The organism is Paraburkholderia sp. BR10954, from assembly GCF_040965775.1.
Taxonomy (GTDB): Bacteria; Pseudomonadota; Gammaproteobacteria; order Burkholderiales; family Burkholderiaceae; genus Paraburkholderia; species Paraburkholderia youngii.
In genome coordinates this window covers 252194-277461 of record NZ_JBFRCK010000003.1, presented here as the reverse complement: position 1 = coordinate 277461, position 25268 = coordinate 252194, and the positions used below count along the sequence as shown (strand labels likewise).

General features: G+C 63.3%; 25 protein-coding genes and 1 pseudogene. 20 read left to right on the top strand and 6 right to left on the bottom strand.

The window, feature by feature from the left end; translation table 11 throughout:
* Nucleotides 1–55: 55 nt before the first annotated feature.
* The 13 genes and pseudogenes from AB4Y34_RS06270 (at nt 56) to AB4Y34_RS06210 (ending at nt 10714) form a co-directional block, all read left to right on the top strand.
* A complete protein-coding gene (locus tag AB4Y34_RS06270; RefSeq protein WP_368715542.1) occupies nt 56–1768 on the top strand; it encodes an acid phosphatase in 1713 nt (570 codons plus the stop codon).
* A gap of 217 nt (nt 1769–1985) precedes the next feature.
* Nucleotides 1986–2345, top strand: coding sequence for a DUF3564 domain-containing protein (locus tag AB4Y34_RS06265; RefSeq protein ID WP_013092796.1), 360 nt, complete (start codon nt 1986–1988; stop codon nt 2343–2345).
* A 320-nt stretch (nt 2346–2665) separates the two neighbouring features.
* Nucleotides 2666–3415 carry a DNA/RNA non-specific endonuclease gene (locus tag AB4Y34_RS06260; protein WP_176378779.1) on the top strand — a complete coding sequence of 250 codons (750 nt, stop codon included), beginning with the start codon at nt 2666–2668 and terminating at the stop codon, nt 3413–3415.
* Entirely contained in the window at nt 3408–3668 is a 261-nt protein-coding gene (locus AB4Y34_RS06255; RefSeq protein WP_176107048.1) for a hypothetical protein, read from the top strand. Before AB4Y34_RS06260 ends, AB4Y34_RS06255 begins: the two co-directional genes overlap by 8 nt.
* Before the next feature lie 310 nt (nt 3669–3978).
* Nucleotides 3979–5094 (top strand): SpoIIE family protein phosphatase, encoded by a 1116-nt coding sequence (locus AB4Y34_RS06250; protein ID WP_176378780.1) that lies wholly within the window; start codon nt 3979–3981, stop codon nt 5092–5094.
* Nucleotides 5095–5106: 12 nt separating this feature from the next.
* The gene (locus AB4Y34_RS06245; RefSeq protein ID WP_368715541.1) at nt 5107–5670 is read left to right on the top strand and encodes a SiaB family protein kinase; all 564 of its coding nucleotides are present in this window, start codon (nt 5107–5109) and stop codon (nt 5668–5670) included.
* Nucleotides 5671–5689: 19 nt separating this feature from the next.
* Nucleotides 5690–6085, top strand: coding sequence for a DUF1987 domain-containing protein (locus tag AB4Y34_RS06240; RefSeq protein WP_368715540.1), 396 nt, complete (start codon nt 5690–5692; stop codon nt 6083–6085).
* 1 nt (nt 6086) lies between these two features.
* Nucleotides 6087–6812 carry a GGDEF domain-containing protein gene (locus tag AB4Y34_RS06235; protein ID WP_176378782.1) on the top strand — a complete coding sequence of 242 codons (726 nt, stop codon included), beginning with the start codon at nt 6087–6089 and terminating at the stop codon, nt 6810–6812.
* Between the two features lie 313 nt (nt 6813–7125).
* Nucleotides 7126–8319: pseudogene (locus AB4Y34_RS06230) on the top strand (putative bifunctional diguanylate cyclase/phosphodiesterase); the annotation flags it as partial.
* A 35-nt stretch (nt 8320–8354) separates the two neighbouring features.
* Entirely contained in the window at nt 8355–8942 is a 588-nt protein-coding gene (locus tag AB4Y34_RS06225; RefSeq protein ID WP_368715539.1) for an EAL domain-containing protein, read from the top strand.
* Between the two features lie 148 nt (nt 8943–9090).
* On the top strand, nt 9091–9486 hold the full coding sequence (locus AB4Y34_RS06220) for a hypothetical protein (protein ID WP_368715538.1): 396 nt from the start codon (nt 9091–9093) through the stop codon (nt 9484–9486).
* 241 nt (nt 9487–9727) lie between these two features.
* The gene (locus tag AB4Y34_RS06215; protein WP_368715537.1) at nt 9728–10045 is read left to right on the top strand and encodes a hypothetical protein; all 318 of its coding nucleotides are present in this window, start codon (nt 9728–9730) and stop codon (nt 10043–10045) included.
* Between the two features lie 129 nt (nt 10046–10174).
* On the top strand, nt 10175–10714 hold the full coding sequence (locus AB4Y34_RS06210; protein ID WP_368715536.1) for a DUF962 domain-containing protein: 540 nt from the start codon (nt 10175–10177) through the stop codon (nt 10712–10714).
* 20 nt (nt 10715–10734) lie between these two features.
* On the opposite strand, the gene rarD is transcribed toward AB4Y34_RS06210, so the two are convergent.
* Nucleotides 10735–11625: an EamA family transporter RarD gene (rarD, locus tag AB4Y34_RS06205; protein ID WP_176378787.1), complete on the bottom strand. Its 891-nt coding sequence runs from the start codon at nt 11623–11625 to the stop codon at nt 10735–10737.
* Between the two features lie 557 nt (nt 11626–12182).
* Between rarD and egtD the strand changes: the two genes are divergently transcribed.
* Nucleotides 12183–13166: an L-histidine N(alpha)-methyltransferase gene (gene egtD / locus AB4Y34_RS06200; protein ID WP_368715535.1), complete on the top strand. Its 984-nt coding sequence runs from the start codon at nt 12183–12185 to the stop codon at nt 13164–13166.
* Between the two features lie 103 nt (nt 13167–13269).
* Here the strand turns inward: egtD and AB4Y34_RS06195 are convergent, their stop codons facing one another.
* Nucleotides 13270–13563: an acylphosphatase gene (locus AB4Y34_RS06195; RefSeq protein ID WP_013092809.1), complete on the bottom strand. Its 294-nt coding sequence runs from the start codon at nt 13561–13563 to the stop codon at nt 13270–13272.
* A 144-nt stretch (nt 13564–13707) separates the two neighbouring features.
* Here AB4Y34_RS06195 and hpnA point away from each other — a divergent pair, with 144 nt between their 5' ends.
* On the top strand, nt 13708–14718 hold the full coding sequence (hpnA, locus tag AB4Y34_RS06190) for a hopanoid-associated sugar epimerase (protein WP_176107060.1): 1011 nt from the start codon (nt 13708–13710) through the stop codon (nt 14716–14718).
* Between the two features lie 99 nt (nt 14719–14817).
* Nucleotides 14818–15372 (top strand): hypothetical protein, encoded by a 555-nt coding sequence (locus tag AB4Y34_RS06185; protein WP_176378789.1) that lies wholly within the window; start codon nt 14818–14820, stop codon nt 15370–15372.
* Between the two features lie 92 nt (nt 15373–15464).
* Here AB4Y34_RS06185 and AB4Y34_RS06180 read toward each other — a convergent pair whose 3' ends face one another.
* Nucleotides 15465–16637: a glycosyltransferase gene (locus AB4Y34_RS06180; RefSeq protein ID WP_368715534.1), complete on the bottom strand. Its 1173-nt coding sequence runs from the start codon at nt 16635–16637 to the stop codon at nt 15465–15467.
* A complete protein-coding gene (gene hpnC / locus AB4Y34_RS06175; RefSeq protein ID WP_368715533.1) occupies nt 16637–17503 on the bottom strand; it encodes a squalene synthase HpnC in 867 nt (288 codons plus the stop codon). Before hpnC ends, AB4Y34_RS06180 begins: the two co-directional genes overlap by 1 nt.
* Before the next feature lie 377 nt (nt 17504–17880).
* Here hpnC and ispH point away from each other — a divergent pair, with 377 nt between their 5' ends.
* The gene (gene ispH, locus AB4Y34_RS06170) at nt 17881–18825 is read left to right on the top strand and encodes a 4-hydroxy-3-methylbut-2-enyl diphosphate reductase (protein ID WP_368610901.1); all 945 of its coding nucleotides are present in this window, start codon (nt 17881–17883) and stop codon (nt 18823–18825) included.
* Between the two features lie 10 nt (nt 18826–18835).
* Nucleotides 18836–19990 carry an adenosyl-hopene transferase HpnH gene (gene hpnH, locus AB4Y34_RS06165; RefSeq protein WP_176107065.1) on the top strand — a complete coding sequence of 385 codons (1155 nt, stop codon included), beginning with the start codon at nt 18836–18838 and terminating at the stop codon, nt 19988–19990.
* Nucleotides 19991–20105: 115 nt separating this feature from the next.
* On the opposite strand, the gene AB4Y34_RS06160 is transcribed toward hpnH, so the two are convergent.
* Complete coding sequence (locus AB4Y34_RS06160; protein ID WP_176107066.1) at nt 20106–20708, bottom strand: phospholipid-binding protein MlaC; 603 nt, start codon at nt 20706–20708, stop codon at nt 20106–20108.
* 211 nt (nt 20709–20919) lie between these two features.
* On the opposite strand from AB4Y34_RS06160, the gene AB4Y34_RS06155 reads away from it, so the two are divergent.
* On the top strand, nt 20920–23535 hold the full coding sequence (locus AB4Y34_RS06155; protein WP_176378793.1) for an MMPL family transporter: 2616 nt from the start codon (nt 20920–20922) through the stop codon (nt 23533–23535).
* Between the two features lie 2 nt (nt 23536–23537).
* A complete protein-coding gene (locus tag AB4Y34_RS06150; protein WP_368715532.1) occupies nt 23538–24557 on the top strand; it encodes a VacJ family lipoprotein in 1020 nt (339 codons plus the stop codon).
* 49 nt (nt 24558–24606) lie between these two features.
* Here the strand turns inward: AB4Y34_RS06150 and AB4Y34_RS06145 are convergent, their stop codons facing one another.
* Complete coding sequence (locus AB4Y34_RS06145) at nt 24607–25092, bottom strand: acyl-CoA thioesterase (RefSeq protein ID WP_368715531.1); 486 nt, start codon at nt 25090–25092, stop codon at nt 24607–24609.
* Nucleotides 25093–25268 lie beyond the last annotated feature (176 nt).

Below are 25268 nucleotides of genomic sequence, written 5' to 3'. Positions count from 1 at the left end.
CGCGCCGCCTCCAGCGGCGCCGAAGCGACCGTCACGTCTCCTTCGGAACTCACCGATGACCGACCACGATCCTCACCTGCCGCCGAAACTGGACAACCCCCATTCAATCGACAACACCAACGACGCCCCCGACGATCCCGAACGCCGGCGCGTCCTGACCGGTCTCGCGGCAGTCGGCCTCGGCCTCGCGCTGCCCGGCTGCAAAACGGGCGAGGCACTCGCGGGCAACGGCCCGCCGCGCAGCGCCGCCGACTTGCGGCTCGACGCTGCGCTGCACGATCAGGTGAAGAACATCGTGGTGATTTACGCGGAGAACCGCAGCTTCGCGAACCTGTACGGTAACTACCCGGGTGTCCAGCATCCTCTCGACGCGGTCACCGCCGAGCAGTACGTCCAACTCGACCGCGATGGCAAGACGCCGCTGCCGCGGCTGCCGGCGATTTGGGGCGGGCTCGTGCCGCAGGCGCAGGAAGTGGACGGCAAGCGCTACATGATTGGCGAAAAGGATCTCGATCATCTGCGCAACCGGCCGTTTCAGATCGTCGATGCGCACGGCGCGCCGCTGCCGACCGGCGTGATCACCCGCGATCTGATCCATCGCTTCTATCAGAACCAGATGCAGATCAACGCGGGGCGCAACAACCAGTTCGCCGCGTGGGGCGATTCGGGCGGCCTCGTGATGGGGCACTACCGCAATTCCGCCGACTCACTGCGTCTCTGGAATCTGGCGCAGCAGTACACGCTGTGCGACAACTTCTTCATGGCCGCTTTCGGCGGTTCGTGGCTGAATCACATCTTCCTCATCTCGGCGCAGGCGCCGTACTACCCGGACATCCACAACAGCCCGGCGAGGAAGATGGTGTCGGTCGTGGAAGGCGACGATCCGACCGGCACCCGTTTGAAGCTCGCGCCCAATTCGCCCGCGTCGGCGCTCGACGGTCCGCCAAAGTTCGTCAATGACGGCGCTTTCACCGCCGACGGCTACGCAGTCAACACGATGGCACCGCCGTATCAGCCGAGCAGCGTGCGTCCGGCCGAAGGCGGCGACCCGGCGTTTGCTGATCCGTCGGACCCGCGCGTGATGCCGCCGCAGAATTGCGCGACGATCGGCGACCGGCTGACCGCCAAGGGCATCGACTGGGCGTGGTACAGCGGCGCATGGCAATTCGCGCTCGATCATCGCGATACGGGATCGATGCCCGACTTTCAGTATCACCATCAGCCGTTTAACTACTTCGCCAATTACGCGCCGGGCACGGCCGCGCGCCGCCGCTATCTGCGCGACGGCGGGATGGGCAACGACGCGTCGACCAATCGCCTGATCGCCGACATCGACGCGGGACGTTTGCCGACCGTCACGTTCTACAAACCGCAGGGCGACCTGAACATGCACGCGGGCTATGCCGACGTCGCGTCGGGCGACCGTCACATCGCGACGCTGATCGAGCATATTCAGCGCGGGCCACAATGGCAGAACACTGTCGTGATCGTCACCGTCGACGAGAACGGCGGGTGGTGGGACCACGTCGCGCCGCCGATCGGGGATCGCTGGGGGCCGGGTTCGCGCGTTCCCGCGCTGGTGATCTCGCCGCTCGCGAAGAAGGGTTACGTCGATCACACGGTGTACGACACGAACTCAATTCTGCGTTTCATTAGTCGTGTGCATGGACTCGCTCCGCTCGATGGCGTGGTCGAGCGCGACAAGGCATTCGCCAGCAACGGACTCGCGCCGCTCGGCGATCTGACCGCTTCGCTCGATCTAGCTTGAACGCCTGTCGGCTGCGTTGATTTGCCGCGGCGCGCGATGTGCATGTGGTCGTTACAGCATGCATATCGCGTACGCCGCGCGGCGTTGAGCATGCACCATACCTCCCCCCACGGTTTGGCGAATTATTTTTCCATTTGCAAATCATGCCTTTGTCTTGCATAAAGCGCCGCGCCGCCTAGACTGGTAAAGCCCTTCGCAAATTATGAACGGAACTGCTATGCGACTGACCATCCTGATCAACGGTTCCGATCCCACCGTAAGCCATGATTACGCTGTGCTCTGGCTCGATACTGATGAACATCGGTGGTCGAGAGAAGCGCATCAAGGGATCGACTTGCCCCCCTGGGGGGAACTGCGCGACGAGAACGGCGTGACCACGCTGTGCGCACCGAGCGCCGACGCGCCGCTCTGTACGTTGCGCGGTCTGCACGTCGATCGCAAGGAACGAGTGAGCGCCGCGCAAGGCGCCGCAGCATGGACCGCGCTGCGAACCCGCAAGGCGACTAGCGGCTTCTGGCGTTTGCAGGCGGTGGATCGTCAAAAAACTCGCGCAGAAAACAGCGTGTTCGGTAATTAATCTCCGGCGCGCGCCGCCGCGCTGCCTCTTTCCGGTCGAAACTTCCGGCTCGTTCTGCGAGCACTGCTCGAGTGCGTAAATCTGTTCGTGCGCAAACGAACACAACGTACCGCGAGAACGCAGGTCTTAAGACCTTCTTAAGATTGCGTGAGTAGAGTCGGAAGTCCACGCATTCGGGTCGCTGCAAAGCGGCCCACTTTTTTGTGCGGCGCACGCCGCCTCTTCTGTTTCCCATCCCCTTTCTTTGATTCGCTTGGTGCGGTCGCTCGATGCGGGCCGCGACGCTATACTTGCGTCCCCTTTCATCGAACCACCGACACATGAAGAAGTGGCTTGCCTGTCTGTTCCTCGCCGTCGCCGCTCATGCGGGCGCGGCGCCCTCCTGCACCAGTTTCACGCCCAATGCGCAATGGCCCATCCTCACCAATCAGAAGATGGCGCCCAAAACGCGCATGCTTTGTTATAGCGATTTCGCGGTGCTGCATTCGGGTATCACGCACGGTCCGCTGTGGTCGGCCGAGCATCTGACACGCGAGCACATCGAAGAAGCGAAGGACATGGTGCGTACCAACAAGTTCTTCGAAGACTCGCGTCTGCCCGAAGGCGAAGGCGCGACCCTCGCCGACTACAAACGCAGCGGCTTCGATCGCGGCCATATGAGTCCGGCGGGCAATCGCTGGAACAATGAGGCGATGGCGCAATCGTTCTCGCTCGCGAACATCGTGCCGCAAGACCGTCAGAACAACCAACGATTGTGGGCACGCATCGAAACCGCGGTGCGTAAGATCGCACTAGCCTACGACGACACGTACGTCGTCACCGGACCGCTGTTCACGGGACAGCAATTGCAGACGATCGGACCGACGCGCGTGTTCGTGCCGACCCAGTTGTACAAGGTCGTCTATGTGCCGTCGCGTCAACTGGCATTCGCAGTCGTGGTTGATAATGTAGCGACCAACCGCTACGACATGCGCACGATTCACGAGCTCGAAGCAATGTCGGGCATCCGCTTTCCGGGCATCCCGGATAACCTGAAGAACCAGCGGCCAGGAGGACTAAAAGGTGTTTAAGCCCTATTCGAACGATGACGACGTGCTCAACATTCAGGGCGATGCGCTCACGCTCAGCAACGGCACGACGCGTGTCGTGCTGAACGGCACGCTCGAATTGACGCGCGATCAACGCGGCCTGAAGGCGGCGCTTGCGCTGAAGGAAGCGCTCGATGCAATCGTCGCGAGTCTTCAGGCGCAGAAGGATTTGCCGGCGAAGGTGCAGGACGAGCCGGATGCCAAGCCGGGTGTCGTGCAGAATCCGTTTGAATAACCGGACCCGTTGGCGTTGCATTTGCGCAACCTCGCAGCCCGCAAGTTTTACTGATGTCGGTCACGCAAACCTTTGCGTGACCACTCGTTTTCTAATCTCGCGCCAATCGAGTGGATCGCCTCCGCTCTGTCACATAAAGTACATGGAGAAACCTTAGCTTGCGAGGTTTCCTCATACATCGACTGGCGTCGCCATGCATCCAGCGTTCTCGAGATTTCGCCGTTCTTCCGCACAGGGGAATCCGCGCACAGCCGGAGACTTGTGCCACGAAGTTCCATCCGTAGACGTTGAAGACCCCAACTCCGTGGTCATGGAGATCTTCTCCGCGCGCCGCGACATGCAGAGCCTCGCTGTCATCAATGACCACCGTCCCATCGGCCTGATCAACCGCGATATCTTCATGTCGCAGATGAGCAAGCCGTTCCATCGCGAGCTTTACGACAAGAAGAGTTGCATCGCGTTCATGGACAAGGACCCGCTCATCGTCGATGCCGACGTGAGCATCGAAGCGCTGACGTTCAGGACCGTCGAGGCCGGAGAAAAAGCACTGGTCGATGGTTTCATCGTGACGCGCGACGGACTCTTCTCAGGTCTCGGCAGTGGTCTGCAACTGATCAGCGCGGTCGCGGAAATGCAGGCGGAGAAGAACCGCCAGATCATGCAGAGTATCGAGTACGCCAGCGTGATCCAGCGCGCCATGTTGCGCGCTTCCAGCGAGACGCTGTCGATGAAGCTGCGCGACGCGGCGATGGTCTGGGAACCTCGCGACGTAGTCGGCGGCGACTTCTATCATTTCGCGGCCTTTCCGACCGGCTGGTTCGGCGCTGTTGCCGATTGCACCGGACATGGCGTTCCCGGCGCGTTCATGACCTTGCTTGCTTCGGCGTCATTGTCGAAGGCGCTCGAACAGATCGGGCCGCGCGACCCCGCCGCGCTGCTGGCGGCCGTCAATCGCAACGTCAAGGCCTTGCTGGGGCAAGTGAACAGTGCCGACGAAGGAACCCAATCCAACGACGGCCTGGACACGGCACTCTTCTGGTTCGATGCGACGGAGAGCATGCTGCGTTTTGCCGGCGCGAGGATCGCGCTGCACATCCTGTCACCCGATGCCGCGGAGTTCGAGACGATCAGCGCCGACCGCATGGGCGTCGGATATGTGGACAGTCGCGCCGACTATGCGTGGAGCTTGCGCTCGATTCCGGTCACCGCGGGTAGCCTGCTGTTCATCTATACCGACGGCCTCGCCGATCAGATCGGCGGTCCGCGCAACATTTCTTTCGGCCGGCGCCGTGCGCTCGACCTGATCCTCGAAAACCGCGCCGAAACCCCAGCGACGATCTGCGAGCGCGTCCGGCTCGCGCTCGCGGAATGGCAAGGCAATCAACCGCGCCGTGACGACGTCACGCTTTTCTGTGCCCGCATTTAGTGAATTCCCAGAATGTCTCAACTACTAGAACAAGACAGCGCCTTTTTCGAACTCGCGCAGCGGCGCAATGTGCTCTTCTATCACAAGGGCTACTTCTCCCATAACATCGTCGCGTCGATGGGCGAAGTCGTGAAACTGCAACTCGAAGTCGCCGGCGTCAGCGGTCCGACCCGCCGCAAACTCTTCTCGTCTTTTATCGAGCTGGCACAGAACATCGTTCATTACTCGTCGAACGCGCTGGAGCCAGGCGGCGAAGGGACGGGCGCGATACGCGAGGGCGCGGTGTGCATCTCCAGGCACGGCGAGCATCACGTGATGTTGTGCGTCAATCCCATCGCGACCGCCGAGGTCGAGGGCCTGCGCAACAGGCTGGAGCCTCTGCGCAGCATGTCGCTCGAAGAAATCAAGCAGGCGTACAAGGTGACATTGCGCGCCGACGCGCCGAAGGACAGCAAGGGCGCCGGCCTTGGCTTCCTGACGATGGCGCGCGATGCGAGCGCGCCGCTTGAATTCGCTTTTCATCCGCGTGCCGACGAACCCGGCACCACGCTGTTTTGCCTCAGGGCCATCATCTGAGCAGGAAGGCACAAAAACAATGGAAAACCTACACATCCCCGCGACGACGACGTCGCCCGAAGTCGACTTTCGCTTCGACCAACACGCGTTGTCGATCAAGGGTGAGTCCTACCCGGAAAATGCAGCCGCTTTTTACGCGCCGATCATCGAGCAGATGCGCAAGTACCTCGCAGCGAACACCGGGGCCGAAATCACCATCGACGTCAGGTTGACGTACTTCAACAGCTCGAGCACCAAGATGCTGTTCAGCATCTTCGACGCGCTCGATCAGGCGGCGGAATCGGGAAGCCGCGTGTCGATGAACTGGTATCGCGACGAGGAAGACGAGACCATTGCCGAATTCGGTGAAGAACTGAAGGCCGATTTCCGCGCGATCGAGTTCACCGATCGTCCCATCGCGCAGCAAGGAAAATAAGGTGCGTTCGACCTCTTCCCGTGATGTGTCCTCGGGCGGCGCACCCGATCTGTTCCAGAACGAGAGCACGGCGCTGGCAAAGGCCCGCGCGATGCATTCGATCATCGATGCGGATGCCGCGGAGTATCGCGAGTCGCTGGGCGAACTGATCGAGCACTTCCAGCGCCTGATGCGCGAAACCCGGCGCCTGATCGGCCGCAGCGACCGGGCAGAACGCGAGATGCAGGTGCTGGCTCAGCAGTTGGCGTATCGCGCCTCGCACGACGCGTTGACGGGCGTACTGAACCGCAGCGCCGTGATCGAGCGGACCACCAAGGTCTTACGCACCAACAGCGCGGTGATGATCATCCTCGACATCGACGAATTCAAGCGGATCAACGACGACTACGGCCACCCCACTGGAGACGCGGTCATTTCGGGGGTCGTCGATTGTCTGCGCGGAATCGTGGGGGAACAAGGCTTCATCGGGCGAGTGGGCGGTGAGGAGTTCACGGTGCTGCTGCCCGGTCATGAACCGGCCAGTGGCGCCATTCTTGCCGAGCGCATGCGAGAAGCCATCAGTGACTCCCTGGTCGTTCCGCCGGTCGAGCGCCGCATCACGGCCAGCTTTGGCGTCAGCATCAACGCAGTCGGAACCTGTTTCGACACCGCATATGGTCTCGCCGATGCGGCTCTGTACCGCGCCAAGCGAAGCGGTCGCAACCGCGTGGAATTTGCCGATCGATAGGCGGATAAGCAGAGCCATAGCGCGCCATTACCGGGTAGATCCCCAGCGCCCTAAGGCAAGTCATGCAGCCACCTGAACATTCACTATCCGGGCGGGCCGGTTTTCGCCCGCGCCGGGTTGACGGAAAGGAAGCGCCTTGGGACAGGAAGCAACGCGCAAAGCCGGTACTGTCATAGCCGTGCTTGCCATTCTCGCTGTCATTGCGACGAGTACCTTCCTCGCAATCCGCCAGAGCAGCGAGCAGGACAGTTCGCTTCGGACGATCCAGGCTTCCGGTCGCTTGCGCCACGACCTCGACCAGGTTCAGCATGTCATGCTCGACGAGCATGCGACGCTCTACACCTCGATAGCCACGGTGCCGCTATACAACCGCGCGGCCTATAGCTTTCCGATGCTGGAACTGCTCGCGTTGACGCGCGACGCGCGCGAGAGCTGCAGCGAGAATCAGGAATGCATATCGCGGCTGTCGGACCTGGACGACATGATCGGCAGACTCAGCGAGCAGAGCTTCGGTCTTGCGCGCATGATCGCGGAGCATCCCGGCAGCGTGGCAGTGGGCGACCCCCGACTCGAGGAAATCGACGCCTATTTCTACAGCGTCCTCGAACGGGTAGTCGACGTACGACTCGCGGCCGATGCCAAGGTCGCTTCAGTCGTCAGCAAATCCTCGCTGGACGTGAAGTGGTTTACGCGCATGCTGTTGGGCTGCGCCGTCGCTTCGGCCTTGTTGCTGCTTTCGCTGATTCACTGGAACGGCCGCATTGGAGCGCATCTTCGCCGCTCGCTCAAAAGACTCGAGCATCAAGCCAGATACGATGCCCTGACCGAGCTGCCGAACCGGGTGCTGCTCGGCGAACATCTTTCGGCGTCGCTGGCGCGCGCGGCAGCGACAGGTCAGAACGTTTCCGTCCTGTTCCTCGATCTCGACCGGTTCAAGGACGTCAACGATTCGCTCGGACACCGCATCGGCGATTTGCTGCTGCAAGCCGTGGCGCGAAGGCTTCAGCGCCTGCTGCGCGCGACGGATTTCGTCGCGCGCTACGGGGGCGATGAATTCGTCATCGTCGCGGAACGAGCCGACGCGACGCAACTCACCGAAATGCTGGACTCGCTGATTCATGAGATGAGCGAGCCGTATGGCATCGGCGAGCACGAGCTTTATCTCGAAGCAAGCATCGGCGTCAGTACGTTTCCACAAGACGGCGCGAAGCCGGAATTGCTCACGCGCAATGCCGATGCCGCGCTGTACGTGGCGAAATCGCGCGGGCGAAACGGCTATCAATTCTACGAGCCGGAGTTGAGCCGGGCGGCCGCCGAGAAGTTGCGGCTCACGACGCGACTGCGGCGCGCGGCGAAAGCCAATGAGTTGTATCTGGCGTATCAGCCGCAGATCGACATGAAAACCGGATGCATCGTCGGTGCCGAGGCGCTGTTGCGGTGGCACGACGACGAACTCGGTGAGGTGTCGCCGGCCGTCTTCATCCCGCTTGCCGAAGAAACCGGTCTCATTCAGAGCATCGGCACCTGGGTATTGCGGCAGGCGTGCCTGCAGGCGAGCGCGTGGGTGCACTCGGGGCTTCCCCGGTGCGCATCTCGGTCAATGTTTCGCCACTTCAACTCGAACGGGCGGATCTCCCCGGCGTGGTGCGCTCGGCACTCGAGGACGCCAACTGGCCCGCCGAACTGCTGGAACTCGAAGTCACCGAGGGCACGCTGATGCGCAACGCGGAAGAGGCGCAACGGGCTTTTCGCGAGCTGCGCGAACTCGGTGTTTCCATCGCTATCGACGACTTCGGCACCGGTTATTCGAGCCTCAGCTATCTGAAACGCTTTAGCGTCGATCGCATCAAGATCGATCGCGCCTTCGTTTGCGAAATCGGCAGAGACAAGGAGCTCGAAGCGCTGTCGCTTGCGATCATCGCGATTGCTGAAACGCTGAGCTTCGATGTGGTCGCGGAAGGGGTCGAGCTCGAGGTCCAGCGCGAGTTTCTGGTCCGCCACGGATGCACGGTGGCCCAGGGTTTCCTGTTTAGCCCGGCGGTCTCGCCGGAGGCTTTAGCGCAATTGCTCGGCAAGACCGCGGTCGCGTCGTCATTGAGCGTGGCGACTTTCCGTGGATTCGCCTTGTGAGTCGCAAGATGTATCCGCGCTGACGCACTACTTACGTTTTGTCACCAGCGCAGCGTCAACTCCTGTATTCCGCCCTACGTTAAACCGGCAGCGCTGAAATAATTCAGCCGCGACAAACGAATCCACCGATTCAACCAGGAGTCACATCATGAAGACGCTTTTCGCCGCTGTTGCTTCCGCACTGCTCGTGTCGACCGCATTTGCTCAAACGGCCGCACCGTCCGCCGCACAACCTGCGCAACCTGCGCAACCCGCGCAAGCCACGCAGCTGCCGACTGCCGGCCAGGCGAGTCTGAAAGCAAGCACCGCGGTACAAGCCGGTGCGACGGACGACAGCGCGGCCGCAGCGAAAGCGCCCGCCGAAGCCGGCACGCAAAAGCACGTGAAAAAGACTTCCGCCCATACGAAGAAGGCCCACAAGTCCACGGGCAAACATGCCGTCGAAACGAGCGCCGCGAAGACTAAAACGGAGAGTGCGAAAGAGGCCAGCACTGCCCCGGCGAAAGCCGACGGCGCACAAGCCGACACGACCAAAACGCAATAACACGTGATCGGTTTCGGCGCTGACCGGCCATCCAGGTGCTGTTCAAATAGAAGCTGATGGAAGCCGGGCCGTGCCGTTCAGGGAGGGCGAGTCTTATGACTCGCCTTTTTTTACGCCGTGTGCCATGCCGTGTCGTATCTTTTTGTCGACAGAGCCGCGAATTTTTGCACCGTCTTTACCCGCGGGCGATTACGCTCGAATTGTTCCAATTCACCATCGCGTTACACGAACGCCGCATCACATGGCTCTCACGCAATCGCTCGACATGCTCTCTGCGCAACCTGCCAGCAAGCAGGTTCAACACAGCAACGTCATTCCGTTTCCGTCCGCGCGCTCGCTTCTACTCGTGATGCTGCCGCGCCCTCACCTGCGCGCACTGCTTCATTCGCCGCTCGGCGTCTATGTCATCAACACGGAAACCGTGCGCGGAGAAGTCCGCGTGCAACTCGACATCGCGCGCGAAGACCTCGACTTCACGTTGCACACGCTGCTCACCACGTTGCCCGCCGCGACGATCGGCGCATTGAAACGTCGCGTCGGTCACCCGAGTGCGCGTTAAACGCGCTCGACGAGGACAGTACAAACCATGGACAGCATCCGCGGGCGATCGTCGCTGGTCGCCGGCTACCCGATGGTTTGAAAATCCGCTGCGCGCGATTATGCTGACGTTGACACAGGAGCGGCACTGATGAGAACACTGACGCAGCAACTCACCCAATACGCGGCCTACCACCGCGACCGGCGCAATATCGCCACGCACTTCGTCGGCATTCCGATGATCGTGCTTGCGCTCGCGGTGTTGCTGAGCCGCCCGTCGTTCGGTGCCGGGATGTTCCCGATCACGTTGTCGCCAGCGTGGCTGTTGTTCGTGGCGGCGACCGTCTATTACCTCGCGCTCGACGTGCCGCTCGGCGTGCTGATGGCCTGCATCTCGGCGCTTTGTGTCGGATTCGGCGAGTGGATCGCCGCGCAAACGACGCTAGTGTGGCTCGCGACCGGCATTGGCCTCTTCGTGATCGGCTGGGGGTTCCAGTTCGTCGGTCACGTCGCGTACGAACATCGCAAGCCGGCCTTCGTCGACGACGTGATCGGCCTGTTGATCGGCCCGCTATTCGTGCTCGCCGAAGCGCTGTTCGGTGTCGGCTGGCGTCCCGAACTGCGCGACGCGATCGAGGCGCAGGTGGGCCCGACGCGCATCAATCCACAGCGGACCGAAGCGCATCGCTGAGCGGGCGTCGCCGTTCAGCTCTACGCAAACCGCACGAAGCGCACGCTGTGCAGCGCGGTCAGCGCAACGGCGATCCAGATCGGCACATAGGTCGCGAGTTGCGCGACGCTCAGCGTTTCGCGCAGCAGCGTGATCGATACGAACACGAGCAGCACCGGCTCGACGTAGCCGAGGATGCCGAACAACGCGACCGGCAGCAGGCGGCTCGCCTTCAGATACGAAGCGAGCGCGAGCGTGCTCAACGCGCCGAGGCCCGGCAATAGCAGAAACCACATTTCCGCGCGTCCGGCGATCGCTTGCAGCGAACCGCCGACGAGAATGAACACGATCGCCACCGGCAGCAGCAAGGCCATTTCGACGGTGAACATCGCGAGCGAATCGTGATTGATCTGACGGCGCAGCATGAAATAAGGCGGATAGCCGAGCGCAACGACGAGCGTCGGCCACGAAAACGCGCCGGTCACCCACAGCTCGTGCGCGACGCCAATCGCAGCGCAGGCGACCGCGAGCCACTGCAACGCGTCGAGCCGCTCGTGATAGTGGAAGCGCCCGACCAGCACCATCACGAGCGGCAGCAGGAAATAACCGAGCGACACTTCGAGCATGCGCCCATGCAGCGGCGCCCACAGAAACAGCCAGAGCTGCACGCCGAGCAAGCCCGCGGCCACGCTCATCGCGATGCCGAGCTTCGGCTGCTTCATCATTCGGACAACGAGCGCGCGCAGAATCGGCAGACGCTTGCGCACCGCGACGAGCAGCAGCGCGCCGGGCACGGTCCACACGATGCGCCACGCGAAGATGTCGAGGCCCGAAAGCGGTTTCAGCAGCGTCGCGTAAGCGGACAGCAATGCGAACATCGCCGACGCACCGACCGACAATGCGATCCCGCGCCTGAAGTCGTTGTGAGTCATTACGCGGTCCGGAATCGGTGTGACGCTTGGGCTTGTGGCGCGCGACCCAGGCTCGCGGCGTTCGTTGTCGTCATGAATATGATGTCTCGTGAGCAGGCAGGCATGCGGGCAAAGCGGCCGACGCTGCATTGTTGTTCTGAAGCGGCTCTGCAAAAAAGCCGGAAAACGGGCATTCTAGACGGGTTAGTCGCCGATGGGCCTGCGCTTTTTCGTCAATCGGCTGCAATTAGTCGTGCGCATTGCGCGTCAATGCACTAGAACATAATTTCATGCGCGCGGCCGACGAACCCATTTACGTTCGTCAGCGCCGTGCGCGAATCTTGCTACCAAGTTTTGCACGCTGTTGCCGCATCCCCCACGACAACGACGGCCACAGTGGCACGAAACCAGCAGCACCCACGAGCCGGGTCGGCGAATGCAACTCCGAGCGTAGTCTTGGAGGCCGCCATGAACCGACGTCCGCGCATCTCGCCCACGGCACGCGTCAACCGCGTTTCACCGCGCATGCCACCACCCGGCAGCAATCCCGCTCATCGAATGTGACTACTGGAGCCAGCATGACCCAGCCAGCCCTATCGCTCAGCAACTCGCCTTCCGAACTGCGCCGCGCCTTCGCCGCCGCCGTATACGCCGGCCTCACCCACACGCCGCAAAAAGAGCTGCCGTCGAAGTATCTGTACGACGAAGTCGGCTCCGCACTTTTTGAAGTGATTACCGTATTGCCCGAATACGGCGTCACGCGCGCCGAAGAACGGCTGCTCACGAAGCACGCGGCCGACATCGTCGAGCATTTGCCGCATGACGTGACGGTCGCCGAACTCGGCAGCGGCAGCGGCCGCAAAACGCGGCGCATTCTCGAGGCGCTGTGTAAAAAGCGCCCCACTTCTTACTGCCCGATTGAAATTTCGCGCAGTGCCTTGCAGTTGTGCCGGCGCGAACTCGGCGACATCGAGCGGATTTCGATCGTCGGCTATGAGCGTGACTATCTGGCCGGTCTCGCCGAGGTGAGCCGGCAGCGCGCGCCCGGCGACCGCTTGCTGGTGCTGTTTCTCGGCAGCACGATCGGCAACTTCGGCCGGCTCGCGGCCACGCGTTTTCTGCGCGACATCCGCAACATGCTCGCGCCCGGCGACGCGCTGCTGCTCGGCACCGATCTGATCAAACCGACCCCCATGCTGATCGCCGCGTACGACGACGCGGTCGGCGTGACCGCGTCGTTCAATCTGAACCTGCTCGCGCGCATCAACCGCGAACTCGACGGCGACTTTCCGCTCGATGAGTTCGAGCACGTCGCGCGCTTCAATCCGGATGCTCGCAGCATCGAGATGCATCTGCGCGCGAAGCGCGATCTCACCGCTCACGTGCGCGCGGCAAAGCTGACGGTGTCGCTGAAGGAAGGCGAGACGATCTGGACCGAAAGCAGCCACAAGTATCGCGCGGACGAATTGCCCGCGATCGCCGATGACGCCGGCTTCGTGTGCAGCCATCAATGGATCGAGGATGAGTGGGGATTCGCTGAGAGTTTGCTGGTGGCGCGCTAAGCGCTGACCACGCGGCAAACCACGGCCGATCAAGGCATCAACGGAAAAGCGGCGCGCCCTCCTCTGGACGGCGCGCCGCTTTTTTAACCCGCTTTGCTCGAACTCAATGCTGCTCGAAGCGCTCGTACCGCTTGTCGGTCGCGCGCTCCTCGCCGCTCACCTCGGTCACACGCGCCGCCGGCGGTCCATGACGCAGCCAGGACAGCATCCGGTCGATCTGATTGGCCGGTCCCTGCAACATCGCTTCGACCGAACCGTCGTCGAGGTTCGCGACCCATCCCTTGATGCCAAGGGCGTGCGCCTGGCGCACCGTCGCCAGGCGAAAGCCAACGCCCTGCACGGTGCCGCGCACCCGCGCGTAATACGTTTCGATCCGCTCATCCAGATCCGGGGCCATGCCGCTACCTCCTTTTAATGCCTGACAGTCTTTCAAGCCGGCATTCTAGTCGTGTCGCGGCGAGCGTGCTGGTCAACCCCCGCCCCCATCCCTCGCGCGCGACACGTACAATCCGTCGACCGTCACGCAGGAAATGGAAACACAATGACCGAACAGAATCGCGATCTCGTGCTCGTGACCGGCGCGTCCGGCTTCGTCGGCTCGTCGGTGGCGCGCATCGCGCAGAGCAAGGGCTTTCGCGTGCGCGTGCTGGTGCGCGCGACGAGTCCGCGCAAGAACGTCGAATCGCTCGATGCGGAAATCGTCGTCGGCGACATGCGCGACGAAGCATCGATGCGCAACGCGCTGCGCGGCGTGCGCTATCTGCTGCACGTGGCCGCCGATTATCGGCTGTGGGCGCCGGACCCCGGCGAGATCGAGCGCGCGAACCTCGAAGGCACCGAGGCGACGATGCGCGCGGCGTTGAAGGAAGGCGTGGAACGCATCGTGTACACGAGCAGCGTTGCGACGCTGAAGGTGACGAGCTCCGGCCAGTCCGCCGACGAAACCTCGCCGCTTCGCGCCGACCAGGCGATCGGCGTCTACAAGCGCAGCAAGGTGCTCGCCGAGCGCGCGGTCGAGCGCATGATCGCCGAGGACGGCCTGCCCGCGGTAATCGTCAATCCGTCGACGCCGATCGGCCCGCGCGACGTGAAGCCGACGCCGACCGGCCGCATCATCCTGGAGGCGGCGCTCGGCAAGATTCCCGCATTCGTCGATACCGGGCTGAACCTCGTGCACGTCGACGATGTCGCCGCCGGCCATTTCCTCGCGCTCGAACGCGGCAAGATCGGCGAGCGCTATATTCTCGGCGGCGAAAATCTGCCGCTGCAGCAGATGCTCGCCGACATCGCGGCGTTGACGGGCCGCAAGGCACCGACACTGAGCCTGCCGCGCTGGCCTTTGTATCCGCTCGCGATGGGCGCGGAAGCGGTCGCCAAGTTCACGAAGCGCGAACCGTTCGTAACCGTCGACGGACTGAAGATGTCGAAGAACAAGATGTATTTCACGTCGGCGAAGGCGGAACGCGAGCTGGGGTATCGCGCGCGGCCTTATCGCGAGGGTCTCGGCGATGCGCTCGAATGGTTCCGGCAGGCGGGCTATCTGAAGCGTTAAGCGACAGCGGTAAGCAATTTGTTACAAGTCCCGCGCCGGCGACGGGTCCAAGCCCGCGTGCAGCGGGTAAAATCGCGGGTCCTACCTGAGAAACCTCGCATGAATCTTCACGAACAGCTCGGCGCGCTGGAAATGGGCGTCGATCAGCTCATTCAGGCTGTCGTGGCCACGCAGGCCGAGAACACTCCCGAGACAAACGCTGACGCGGCGGCCTCGCCCGCGGCGGCGGAGCATGCCGCGCACGACACAGCGGCGCAAGCGGCTGCGGAACAGTCCGCGAGCCCCGCAGCAAACGCCGCAGCAATCGATAAGCCGGCCGCCCCGCAATTACAGCCGACGCTCGAAATCAACCGCCCGGCGCGTGACGAAATCACGATGACGATCGGCAACCAGACCGTCGCGCTGCGCCCCGAGCAGATCAGCCGGCTGATCGAGGAACTGTCGAACGCGCGCGCGTCGATGACGCCGGAGCAGCCGCAGGGCATCCCGCCGGGCTGGCAATTCGTGTCGACAAAGAATCCGATGATGGCCGTGCAGAAGCAGTCGAGCGGCGACCGTTTGCTCGTGATGCGCCACACCGGCCACGGCTGGGTGCCGTTCACGTTCTCGCCGGACGTCGTGATCCAGATGTACATGATGCTGACGAACGCGTGACGAGAAGCGCGTGACGTAAAAAAAGCGGCCTGGGGCCGCTTTTTTTACGTCTGCATTCTGCCGGGAGCAGCATTGGCCTGCGCCAAACGAATTCACCGCTCCTGCATCGGCGCCTGCACGCGCGCCTTCCACTGTCCACCCTTGCCACGCCAGTAACGCACCGCCGATGCGAACGTTGCGCCGACATAGAACAACGCCACGAGCGGCAGAAACGGCGCCCACAGCGGCGAGCGCCGGTAGTAGACCAGCATCGGCGCATACGCGCAGCACATCGCCGCCCACGCGATCCAGGCCGGCCAGCCGAGCGGCCCGAGAATCAACGCCGCGACCGGCGGCAACAGATAGATGATCGCCATTCCCACCAGCGTGCCCGCGAGCAGCAGCGGCGAGTAGCGCAACTGCGTGAACGCGGTGCGGGCGATCATGTTCCAGATGTCGCGCCAGCTATCGTACGGACGCAGCGACACGCTCTTCGCCGCCACGTCGAGGCGGATCGGATGACGCCCGGTGCCGCGATGTTTGATGCGCGCGGCGAGACTGCAATCGTCGATCAGTTCGCCACGGATCGACTCGATGCCGCCCGCCTCCTCGAGCGCCGCACGGCGCACCAGCATGCAGCCGCCCGCCGCGGCCGCCGTACGGTTGCGCGGATTGTTGACCCACGCGAACGGATACAGCTTCGCGAAGAAGAACACGAAGGCCGGAATCAGCGCTTTTTCCCAGAACGAATCGCAGCGCAGCCTGACCATCAGCGAGACGAGGTCGCGCTTTTCGGCATTCGCGCGCGCGACGAGCTGCGTCAACGCCTCGGCGGGGTGGCCGATGTCGGCATCGGTCAGCAACAGGAACTCGGCCGGCAGATCGAGCGTGCGCGCCGCCTCGATGCCCTGTGACTGCGCCCACACCTTGCCGGACCAGCCCGGCGGCAACGGCTTAGCGCTCAGCACGGTGAGGCGCTCCGGACATTGCAGCTGCAGCGCGGCGGCACGCGCGGCGTCGGCGGTGCCGTCGGTGCTGTGATCGTCGACGACGATCACGTGGAACGCGCCCGGATAGTCCTGCTTGAGCAGTGACGTCACCGCCTCGGCGATCACGTCGACCTCATTGCGCGCCGGTACGACGGCCGCGACGGCCGGCCATGCTTCGCGCGCCGCGATGGTCAGCGGCGCGGCGGGGCGCGCGCGCCAGAAGCCGCCGCGCGCGAACAGCAGCACGCACCAGATCAGCAGGGAAACACACGAAAGAATGAACAGGACCGCCGCCATTAAGCATTACCCTCGATTGAGCGCGCCGCCATGCCGACGCGCCTGGATAGTTGCATTGTCAGGGTGCGTGCCGCCACCACGCACCAGTCGAACAGATTGAGCACCGGGCGCTTGCGGAACACATCGTAGCCCGCGCGCTCGATGCGCTCGAGATACCGCAGTCCGGCATGCACCGCGCCGCTCAGCTCGATGCCGAGCCGCCCCGGCATGCGCAGCGCGAGCGGCGCGCCGCTGATCAGCGTGGCACGCACGAACGCGATTTCGTGGGCCATCAGCGCGCGCCACGCGTCATCGACGACCCCCTCGGCAATCTGCGCCTCGGTCACGCCGAAGCGCCGCAGATCGGCTTGCGGCAGGTACATGTGCTGTCGTTGCCAGTCGGCGGCTACGTCGAGCCAGAAGCTGATCAGCTGCGACGCCGTGCAGATCGCGTCGGCGTCGGCGAGATTGTCCGGCGTCGCCGCGCCGACCAGATGCAGCAGCAGATGCCCGACCGGGTGCGCCGAACGACGGCAATAGTCGACGAGCGCGGCGCGATCCACATAGCGATTCGTATCGATGTCCTGTGCGCAGCCGTCGAGCAGATCGTAGAACGGTTCGAGCGGCAGCTCGTATTGCGCGATTACGCCAGCGAGCTTGCCGAACAGCAGCGCATGCACGGGCGCGGCGCGCCGTTGCGCGATCGCGTCGAGCCCGGCGCGGAAATCGGCCAGACGGGCGTGCCGCTCGGCGGCGTTCCACTGACCTTCGGCAGAGATATCAGCCGCGGTGCGCACGACCTGATAGATAATACCGACAGGCGCGCGTAGCGCCTTCGGCAGCAACACGCTCGCGATCGGAAAGTTTTCGTGTTGATCGACGTCCATCCAGCGAGCCTCGAAACCATTCTGTAATACAGCGCGATGTCCGCGCAGCAAGGATCGGTAGTTTAAGGGTTCCGCCGTGACGGTGCAGTGTGCGGTCGTGGCCGGGCGCATTACGGGGCGATCTGGCGCTGGCTCCTTACATCGTTGTAACGCTCCGTAGCCCCGCTCCTCCGCAAGTCCCAGCGGATGCGGCAAGCGCCCAACACGCGGGCCGCACCGGAAAGCAAAGCGGCCCCGATAGCGTTAGAATGCGCGTTTGGTTTTGCTGTACCGGCCGGTCGCCGGGGCTCAAGACGTCAACTAATCATGATGAGCGCGGCGATAAAGTCAGCTTCACGACTTCTTCGAAACCCGCGTTAGTCGGAGTTCGCCAACTTATGCGAGTCATCCTTGCCCAGCCGCGCGGCTTTTGTGCGGGCGTTGTCCGCGCAATCGAAATCGTCGATCGTGCGTTACAGCAACACGGCGCTCCCGTGTATGTCCGCCACGAGATTGTCCATAACCGTCATGTGGTCGACAATCTGCGGCAGAAGGGCGCGCGTTTCGTCGAGGAGCTCGATGAAGTGCCGCAAGGTGCCGTCGCGATATTCAGCGCGCATGGGGTTGCGCAAACCGTCGAACGTGATGCCGAAGCGCGCGGCCTCGACGTGCTCGACGCCACCTGCCCGCTCGTGACCAAGGTGCATGTGCAGGGTCGCCAGTACGTGGCCGCCGGCCGCACGCTGATCCTGATCGGCCACGCCGGTCATCCCGAAGTGGAAGGCACGATCGGCCAGATCCCCGGCACGGTGCTGCTGGTGCAGAGCGAGGCAGAAGTCGCGAAACTCGAGTTGCCGGTCGATACGCCGCTCGCCTACGTGACGCAAACCACGCTGTCGGTCGACGACACGCGCGGCATCATCGACGCGCTGCTGCGCCGCTTTACCGACATCGTCGGTCCTGACACGCGCGACATCTGTTATGCAACGCAGAACCGCCAGGCGGCGGTGCGCGAACTGAGCAAGGAGGTCGATGTGCTGCTTGTCGTCGGCGCAACCAACAGCTCGAACTCGAACCGGCTGCGCGAAATCGGCAGTGAGAGCGGCGTGGCGAGCTACCTCGTCGCCGACGGCTCCGAAGTGAAGCCGGAATGGTTCGCCAACGTGCACACGGTCGGCATCACGGCCGGCGCGTCGGCACCCGAAGAAATGGTCGAAAACGTAATCGATGCGCTGCGCGCATTGGGACCCGTCGATGTCACGACGATGGCGGGCCGTGAAGAAAAAGTCGAATTCAAGTTGCCATCGAAGCTGATGCAACCTCTCGCTGCACGCGAAGTTTAAGGAGGACGCCTTGTCTATTCCGCTGCTACAGAAAGTCCGCGTCGGCGCATACATCATGCGCCAGCATCTCTCCGGCAACAAACGCTATCCGCTCGCCCTGATGCTGGAGCCGCTGTTTCGCTGCAATCTCGCCTGCAATGGCTGCGGCAAGATCGACTATCCGGATCCGATCCTGAACCAGCGTCTGTCGCTCGAAGAATGCCTTCAGGCAGTCGACGAATGCGGCGCGCCGGTCGTCTCGATCGCCGGTGGCGAGCCGCTGCTGCACAAGGAAATGCCGCAGATCGTCAAGGGCATCATGGCGCGCAAGAAGTTCGTGTACCTGTGCACGAACGCGCTGCTGATGGAAAAGAAGATGGACGACTACGAGCCGAATCCGTACTTCGTGTGGTCCGTTCACCTTGACGGCGACAAGGAAGCGCACGATCACTCGGTGTCGCAGGAAGGGGTGTACGAGAAGGCCGTCGCCGCGATCCGCGAAGCGAAGCGCCGCGGCTTCCGCGTGAACATCAACTGCACGCTGTTCAACGACGCAGAGCCGGAGCGTGTGGCGAAGTTCTTCGACACGCTGGGCCCGATGGGCGTCGACGGCATCACGGTGTCGCCGGGTTATGCGTATGAGCGCGCGCCCGATCAGCAGCATTTCCTGAATCGCGACAAGACCAAGCAGCTGTTCCGCGAGATCTTCAAGCGCGGCAACAACGGCAAGAACTGGTCGTTCAGTCAGTCGGCGATGTTCCTCGATTTCCTCGCGGGCAACCAGACCTACGAATGCACGCCGTGGGGCAACCCGGCGCGTACCGTGTTCGGCTGGCAAAAGCCGTGCTATCTGGTCGGCGAAGGCTACGTGAAGACCTTCAAGGAACTGATGGAAACCACGGACTGGGACAAGTACGGCACCGGCAACTACGAGAAGTGCGCCGACTGTATGGTCCACTGCGGCTTCGAAGCGACGGCCGTGATGGACACGGTCGCGCATCCGCTGAAGGCGCTGAAGGTCAGCATGCGCGGTCCGAAGACCACGGGCGCGTTCGCGCAGGACATCCCGCTGGATAAGCAGCGTCCCGCCGAGTACGTGTTCTCGCGTCACGTCGAGATCAAGCTCGAAGAAATCACGCGCGCCGGCAAGGGCAAGAAGGTGGAGACCGCGACGGCCACGCACTGACGCGTTGCACAGGAGGCGCCCGGGCGCCTCCTATCAAGCATGAAAAAAGCGCAGTGGCCAATCAAGGCCACCGCGCTTTTCTTTTACCGGTTGACGCTTCTGCCGACCGACCCGCTTATGCGCCGCGCGCATTATGCTCGGTCAGGAATTTGATCAGCCCGTCGATGCCGCCTTTGGCGATCTGATCGGCGAACTGCGTCTGATACACCTGGATCAGCCACGCGCCCATCATGTTGATGTCGTAGATCTTCCAGCCCGACGGCCCCTTGGTGAGCCGGTAGTCGATTGCATCGTCGCCGCCGGTGCTGATCACGTGTGATTGCACGACGATGTCGGTCGCGCCGGCGGGCGCGCTGACCGGCGCAAACTGGAACTTCACTTCCTGGTCGCGCAATTGCGATAGCGACGCGGCGTAGGTACGCGTCAGCAGCAGCGTAAACTGCTCGTACAGTTGCTTCTGCTGTTCCGGCGTCGCGGTCGCCCACGGCTTGCCGACCGCGATACGCGTGGTGCGCTGGAAGTCGGTGGCGGGCAGGAAGTGCGTCTGGACGACCTGGGTGATCTTCGCCATGTCGCCGCCGCGCGCCTGCGGGTCAGCCTTCATTGCAGTCACCGTGCCCTGGACTGCACTTTTTACCACCGCGTCGGGTGCGCTCTGCGCAAACGCCGCCGTGGATACCACGGCCGCAGCCACAAAAGCAGTCAGATGTCGTTTCATACGCTTGTCATGACTCGAAAGAAGTAGCGCCGGCGGGCCGCAGCCCCCGCGGCTAAAGAGGGTAGACCAGTATAGCGGGGATTACGTTCCCATCCTGGCGAAGCTGTCGGGAGTCGTACTTGCTACCGAAGTCGGGCTTGCTTGCCCGGGCTCTGTATACTTATGCACCTTCGTCAAAAACAACACCCGTGATAAGGCCACGTCCGCCTACATGCTGAAGCCATACATCGTCCGTCTCGTCGCGTACTCGGTGCGTCATCCGCTCAGGATCATCGCGCTGTCGATCGTGCTCGCTGTCCTGAGCGGCATATACGTCGCGCATAACTTCAGGATCAACACGGACATCAGCCGTCTCGTCGAGACCAACAAGCAATGGGCGGCAGCCCAGAATGCGATCGACGCAGCCTTCCCCGACCGCGGCAACACCATGCTGGTGGTGGTCGAGGCTCGCGCGCCCGAATTCGCCGACGCCGCCGCCAACGCGCTGACCGCCGCGCTCAGAGCCGATCCTAAAGAGTTCACGTCGGTCTCGCAGCCTTCCGGGGGCCCGTTCTTCGAACACAACGGCCTGCTGTTTCCGTCGACCGACGAGGTGATGTCCACCACCTCGCAACTCGTGCAGTCGCGCCCGCTCGTCAACCAGCTTGCGCATGATCCGAGCCTGACCGGTCTCGCCGGCACGCTGACCACGAGCTTGCTGCTGCCGCTGCAACTCGGCCAGGTCAAACTCTCCGACATGAGCCGGCTGCTTGCGCAAAGCGCGAACACGCTCGATCGCGTGCTGGCCGGCCAGCCCGCCGCGTTCTCATGGCGCGCGCTCGTCGATAAGAGCGCCGCCACCGATCCGGCGCGTTCGTTCGTGGTCGTGCAGCCGGTCGTCAACTACGACGCGCTGGAGCCGGGCGCAAGCGCATCGAGAGCAATTCGCGCGACCGCGGTGTCGCTGCATCTGCAGGAGCGCTACGGCGCGACGATCCGCCTGACCGGCGAACAGCCGCTCGCCGACGAGGAGTTCGCGTCGGTGCAGGACGGCGCCGTGCTGAACGGCATCGGCACTTTCATCGTCGTGCTGATCATTCTGTGGCTCGCGCTGCGCTCGGGCCGCATGATCGCGGCCGTGTTCATCACGCTGTTCGTCGGCCTCGCGATCACGGCCGCGCTCGGCCTGTTGATGGTCGGCGCGCTGAACATGATTTCGGTCGCGTTCATGGTGTTGTTCGTCGGGCTCGGCGTCGATTTCGGCGTGCAGTTCGGCGTCAAGTATCGCGAGGAGCGCAACCGCGACGACCGGCTATCGGCCGCGCTGATGCACACCGCGCACAGCATCGGCGTGCCGCTCACGCTCGCGGCCGTGGCAGTCGCGCTGAGCTTCTTCTCGTTCCTGCCGACCGCGTATCGCGGCGTGTCGGAGCTTGGGCAGATTGCGGGCGTCGGCATGTTTGTCGCGTACTTCACCAACATGACGCTGCTGCCGGCGCTGCTGAAGCTCTTCAATCCGCCGGGTGAAGTCGCCTCGCCGGGTTTCAAGCAGCTCGAACCCGTCGACGACTTCCTCGATCGCAATCGCAAGCCCGTGCTGATCGGCACGCTGCTCGTCGTGATCGGCGCGACGCCACTGCTCGCGCACCTGCGTTTCGACTTCAATCCGCTGCATCTGAAGGACCCGCATACGGAGTCGATGGCGACGTTGCTGTCTTTGAAGGATTCGCCCGAAGCCGCGGTCAACAACGTGCAAGCGCTGGCGCCGTCGCTTGCCGACGCCGATGCGATGGCCGAGCGACTGCGCAAGCTGCCGGAAGTGGGCCGCGTCAACACGCTGAGCACGTTCGTGCCGGCCGAGCAGCAGCAGAAGATGATGCTGATTGCGAGCGCAGCGCAGCAGCTGCTGCCGGCGCTGCAACAGCAGCCCGCGCCGCAGGCCACCGACGCGGTGCGCGTTGCCGCCTTGAAGCGCGCGGCGAATCAGTTGTCGCTTGCCGCCGAGGACCATCCGGGAGCGGGCGCGGCGGAGGCGCAGCATCTCTCGGCGACCTTGCAAAAGCTCGCGGCCGCCGACGCCGCCACGCGCGAGCGCGCCGAAGTCGCAATGTCCGACACGCTGCGCATCGCGTTGAAGCAGCTGGAGAACCTTCTGCAGCCGACCGAAATCACTCAGGAGACGCTGCCGCCAGGCATCACCGCGATGTGGATCGGCAAGGGCGGCCACGCGCTCGTCGATATCGCGCCGAAGGTGCCGCCCGGCGTCGATCCGAACGACGACCAGATGCTCGCCCGCTTCGCGCGCGCGGTGAAGCAGGCCGAGCCGGGCGCGATCGGCGGACCGATCTCGATCATCCATTCGGCCAACACGATCATCAAGGCGTTCCTGCAGGCGGCCGTCTATGCGCTGCTGTCGATCGCGGTGCTGCTGTGGATCGCGCTGCGCCGGATCGGCGACGTGCTGCGCACGCTGGTGCCGCTGCTGGTCTCCGCGTTGGTCACGCTCGAGTTGTGCGTGGTGTTCGGCATGCCGCTGAACTTCGCGAACATCATCGCGCTGCCGCTGATGCTCGGCGTCGGTGTCGCGTTCAAGATCTACTTCGTGATGGCGTGGCGCCACGGCCAGACCGGGCTGTTGCAGTCGAGCCTCACGCATGCGGTGCTGTTCAGCGCTGCCACAACGGCCACCGCGTTTGGTAGCCTGTGGCTGTCGCACCATCCGGGCACGTCCAGCATGGGGAGGCTGCTCGCGCTTTCGTTGTTCTGCACGCTGATCGGCGCGGTGGTTTTCCAGCCGGTGCTGATGGGCAAGCCGCGTCAACGTCGCGGGAAGCAAAAAGGAATATAAGCATGAAGCTGCGTAACACCGCGCTGGCGCTCACCGCCGCGGGTCTCATTTCGGGCTGCGCGACCGCCCCGGACCGCAAGCCGGGCGATCCGTTCGAGCCAGTGAACCGGGCGATCTTCACTTTCAACGACGGAGTCGATCGCTATATCGCCGTGCCGGTCGCGAAGGGCTATCAGAAGGTGACGCCGCAGCCGCTGCGCACCGCCGTCAGCAATTTCTTCTCGAACCTCGGCGATCTCACCAACGCAGCGAACGCGCTGCTGCAACTGAAGATCACCGACGCGACCGAAGACATCATGCGGTTCGCGTTCAACTCGGTGTTTGGTATCGGCGGCCTGCTCGACTGGGCGACGCCGGCCGGCCTGCCCAAGCATCATCAGGACTTCGGTCTGACGCTCGGGCACTGGGGCATTCCGTCAGGTCCGTATCTGGTGCTGCCGCTGTTCGGGCCAAGCACGGTGCGCGACAGCATGGGGCTCGTCGTCGATGTGAAGTTCAATCCGCTGAACTATGTCGAACCGGCGACCCGCAATCCGCTGTACGTGCTGCAGTTCGTCAGCACGCGGTCGGATCTGCTCGGCGCGACCAGCCTTCTGGAGCAGGCTGCGCTCGACAAATACTCGTTCGTGCGTGATGCCTATGTGCAGCAGCGCCTTGCGCGTCTGCGCGGCACGAGCAATAACCCCGCGCCGCTGCCGGAATACGACGATCACGGCGATACCGGTCCGGCTGCTGCCCCCGCGGCAGGCGCGCCGGCGGGCGGCGTGCCGAATTACTCCGATCCGGGCGATGTGGGCGAAACGCCGAATGGGGCTTCGGGAGCGGGTGGCGCGGCCAAGGGCGCGCCCGGCGCGCTGCCGAATTACAACGATCCGGGTGAGTCCGCACCGGCGCCCAATGGGGCTTCTGGCGGCGCGACCAAAGCGCCTGACGGGAATCTGCCGAACTACGCCGCTCCGGGGGACAGTGGCGCGGGTGCAATGCCGGCTGCGCCTGCTGTGCCGGCGTCGTCCCCGCAATAGCGCAGTCAACCATCGCCCGACGAAACCCGCGGGCTTTACCACAGCCCGCTCAGTGCAGGCTCTCGATCTCGCTGCGCGCCGCGACCCGATCTTCCTCGGGCGCAGCGACTGGTGCCGGTTGCGGCACCGGCTTCGAGTTCGCGCGATAGTGAGCGAACTGCTCGTCCGCGTAACGGATACGCGTGCGGCCGTGCGGCGCCGGGTCACCGTTTTCATCGAGATTGACGAACACCATTTTCTCGACCGTCAGAATGCTCTTGCGCGTGATCTTGTTGCGCACTTCGCAGCGCAGCGTGATCGACGTGCGGCCGAAATGCGTCGCGGTCATGCCCAGTTCGATGATGTCGCCCTGGCGCGCCGAGCTGACGAAGTTGATCTCTGACATGAACTTGGTCACGACCCGCTGGTTGTCCAGTTGAGAGATCGCGTAGATCGCGGCTTCTTCGTCGATCCAGCGCAGCAGGCTGCCGCCGAACAACGTCCCGTTGGGATTCAGGTCTTCGGGCTTACCCCATTTTCTTGTGTGGAAATTCATTTGGTACTCCGTGTTCGAGGCTCCCGGGGCGGGCAGCTCATGCGCCGGAACCCAAGGTTAACACTAGCATTGTACCAAAGGTAAGGGTTTTCCCTGGTATTTCAACGATTGCATAACTAATCGTGCTGATAGTCTTGGATTCGTCCGAGCGGCAGTCGACCACCGTTCCGGTACCA

What these genes read in the sequence shown, in the direction of transcription:
- AB4Y34_RS06270 (WP_368715542.1), top strand. Translation starts at nt 56, where the DNA reads ATGACCGACCACGATCCTCACCTGCCGCCGAAACTGGACAACCCCCAT.
- AB4Y34_RS06265 (WP_013092796.1), top strand. Translation starts at nt 1,986, where the DNA reads ATGCGACTGACCATCCTGATCAACGGTTCCGATCCCACCGTAAGCCAT.
- AB4Y34_RS06260 (WP_176378779.1), top strand. Translation starts at nt 2,666, where the DNA reads ATGAAGAAGTGGCTTGCCTGTCTGTTCCTCGCCGTCGCCGCTCATGCG.
- AB4Y34_RS06250 (WP_176378780.1), top strand. Translation starts at nt 3,979, where the DNA reads ATGGAGATCTTCTCCGCGCGCCGCGACATGCAGAGCCTCGCTGTCATC.
- AB4Y34_RS06245 (WP_368715541.1), top strand. Translation starts at nt 5,107, where the DNA reads ATGTCTCAACTACTAGAACAAGACAGCGCCTTTTTCGAACTCGCGCAG.
- AB4Y34_RS06240 (WP_368715540.1), top strand. Translation starts at nt 5,690, where the DNA reads ATGGAAAACCTACACATCCCCGCGACGACGACGTCGCCCGAAGTCGAC.
- AB4Y34_RS06220 (WP_368715538.1), top strand. Translation starts at nt 9,091, where the DNA reads ATGAAGACGCTTTTCGCCGCTGTTGCTTCCGCACTGCTCGTGTCGACC.
- AB4Y34_RS06215 (WP_368715537.1), top strand. Translation starts at nt 9,728, where the DNA reads ATGGCTCTCACGCAATCGCTCGACATGCTCTCTGCGCAACCTGCCAGC.
- AB4Y34_RS06210 (WP_368715536.1), top strand. Translation starts at nt 10,175, where the DNA reads ATGAGAACACTGACGCAGCAACTCACCCAATACGCGGCCTACCACCGC.
- rarD (WP_176378787.1), bottom strand. Translation starts at nt 11,625, where the DNA reads ATGACTCACAACGACTTCAGGCGCGGGATCGCATTGTCGGTCGGTGCG.
- egtD (WP_368715535.1), top strand. Translation starts at nt 12,183, where the DNA reads ATGACCCAGCCAGCCCTATCGCTCAGCAACTCGCCTTCCGAACTGCGC.
- AB4Y34_RS06195 (WP_013092809.1), bottom strand. Translation starts at nt 13,563, where the DNA reads ATGGCCCCGGATCTGGATGAGCGGATCGAAACGTATTACGCGCGGGTG.
- hpnA (WP_176107060.1), top strand. Translation starts at nt 13,708, where the DNA reads ATGACCGAACAGAATCGCGATCTCGTGCTCGTGACCGGCGCGTCCGGC.
- AB4Y34_RS06185 (WP_176378789.1), top strand. Translation starts at nt 14,818, where the DNA reads ATGAATCTTCACGAACAGCTCGGCGCGCTGGAAATGGGCGTCGATCAG.
- AB4Y34_RS06180 (WP_368715534.1), bottom strand. Translation starts at nt 16,637, where the DNA reads ATGGCGGCGGTCCTGTTCATTCTTTCGTGTGTTTCCCTGCTGATCTGG.
- hpnC (WP_368715533.1), bottom strand. Translation starts at nt 17,503, where the DNA reads ATGGACGTCGATCAACACGAAAACTTTCCGATCGCGAGCGTGTTGCTG.
- ispH (WP_368610901.1), top strand. Translation starts at nt 17,881, where the DNA reads ATGCGAGTCATCCTTGCCCAGCCGCGCGGCTTTTGTGCGGGCGTTGTC.
- AB4Y34_RS06160 (WP_176107066.1), bottom strand. Translation starts at nt 20,708, where the DNA reads ATGAAACGACATCTGACTGCTTTTGTGGCTGCGGCCGTGGTATCCACG.
- AB4Y34_RS06155 (WP_176378793.1), top strand. Translation starts at nt 20,920, where the DNA reads ATGCTGAAGCCATACATCGTCCGTCTCGTCGCGTACTCGGTGCGTCAT.
- AB4Y34_RS06150 (WP_368715532.1), top strand. Translation starts at nt 23,538, where the DNA reads ATGAAGCTGCGTAACACCGCGCTGGCGCTCACCGCCGCGGGTCTCATT.
- AB4Y34_RS06145 (WP_368715531.1), bottom strand. Translation starts at nt 25,092, where the DNA reads ATGAATTTCCACACAAGAAAATGGGGTAAGCCCGAAGACCTGAATCCC.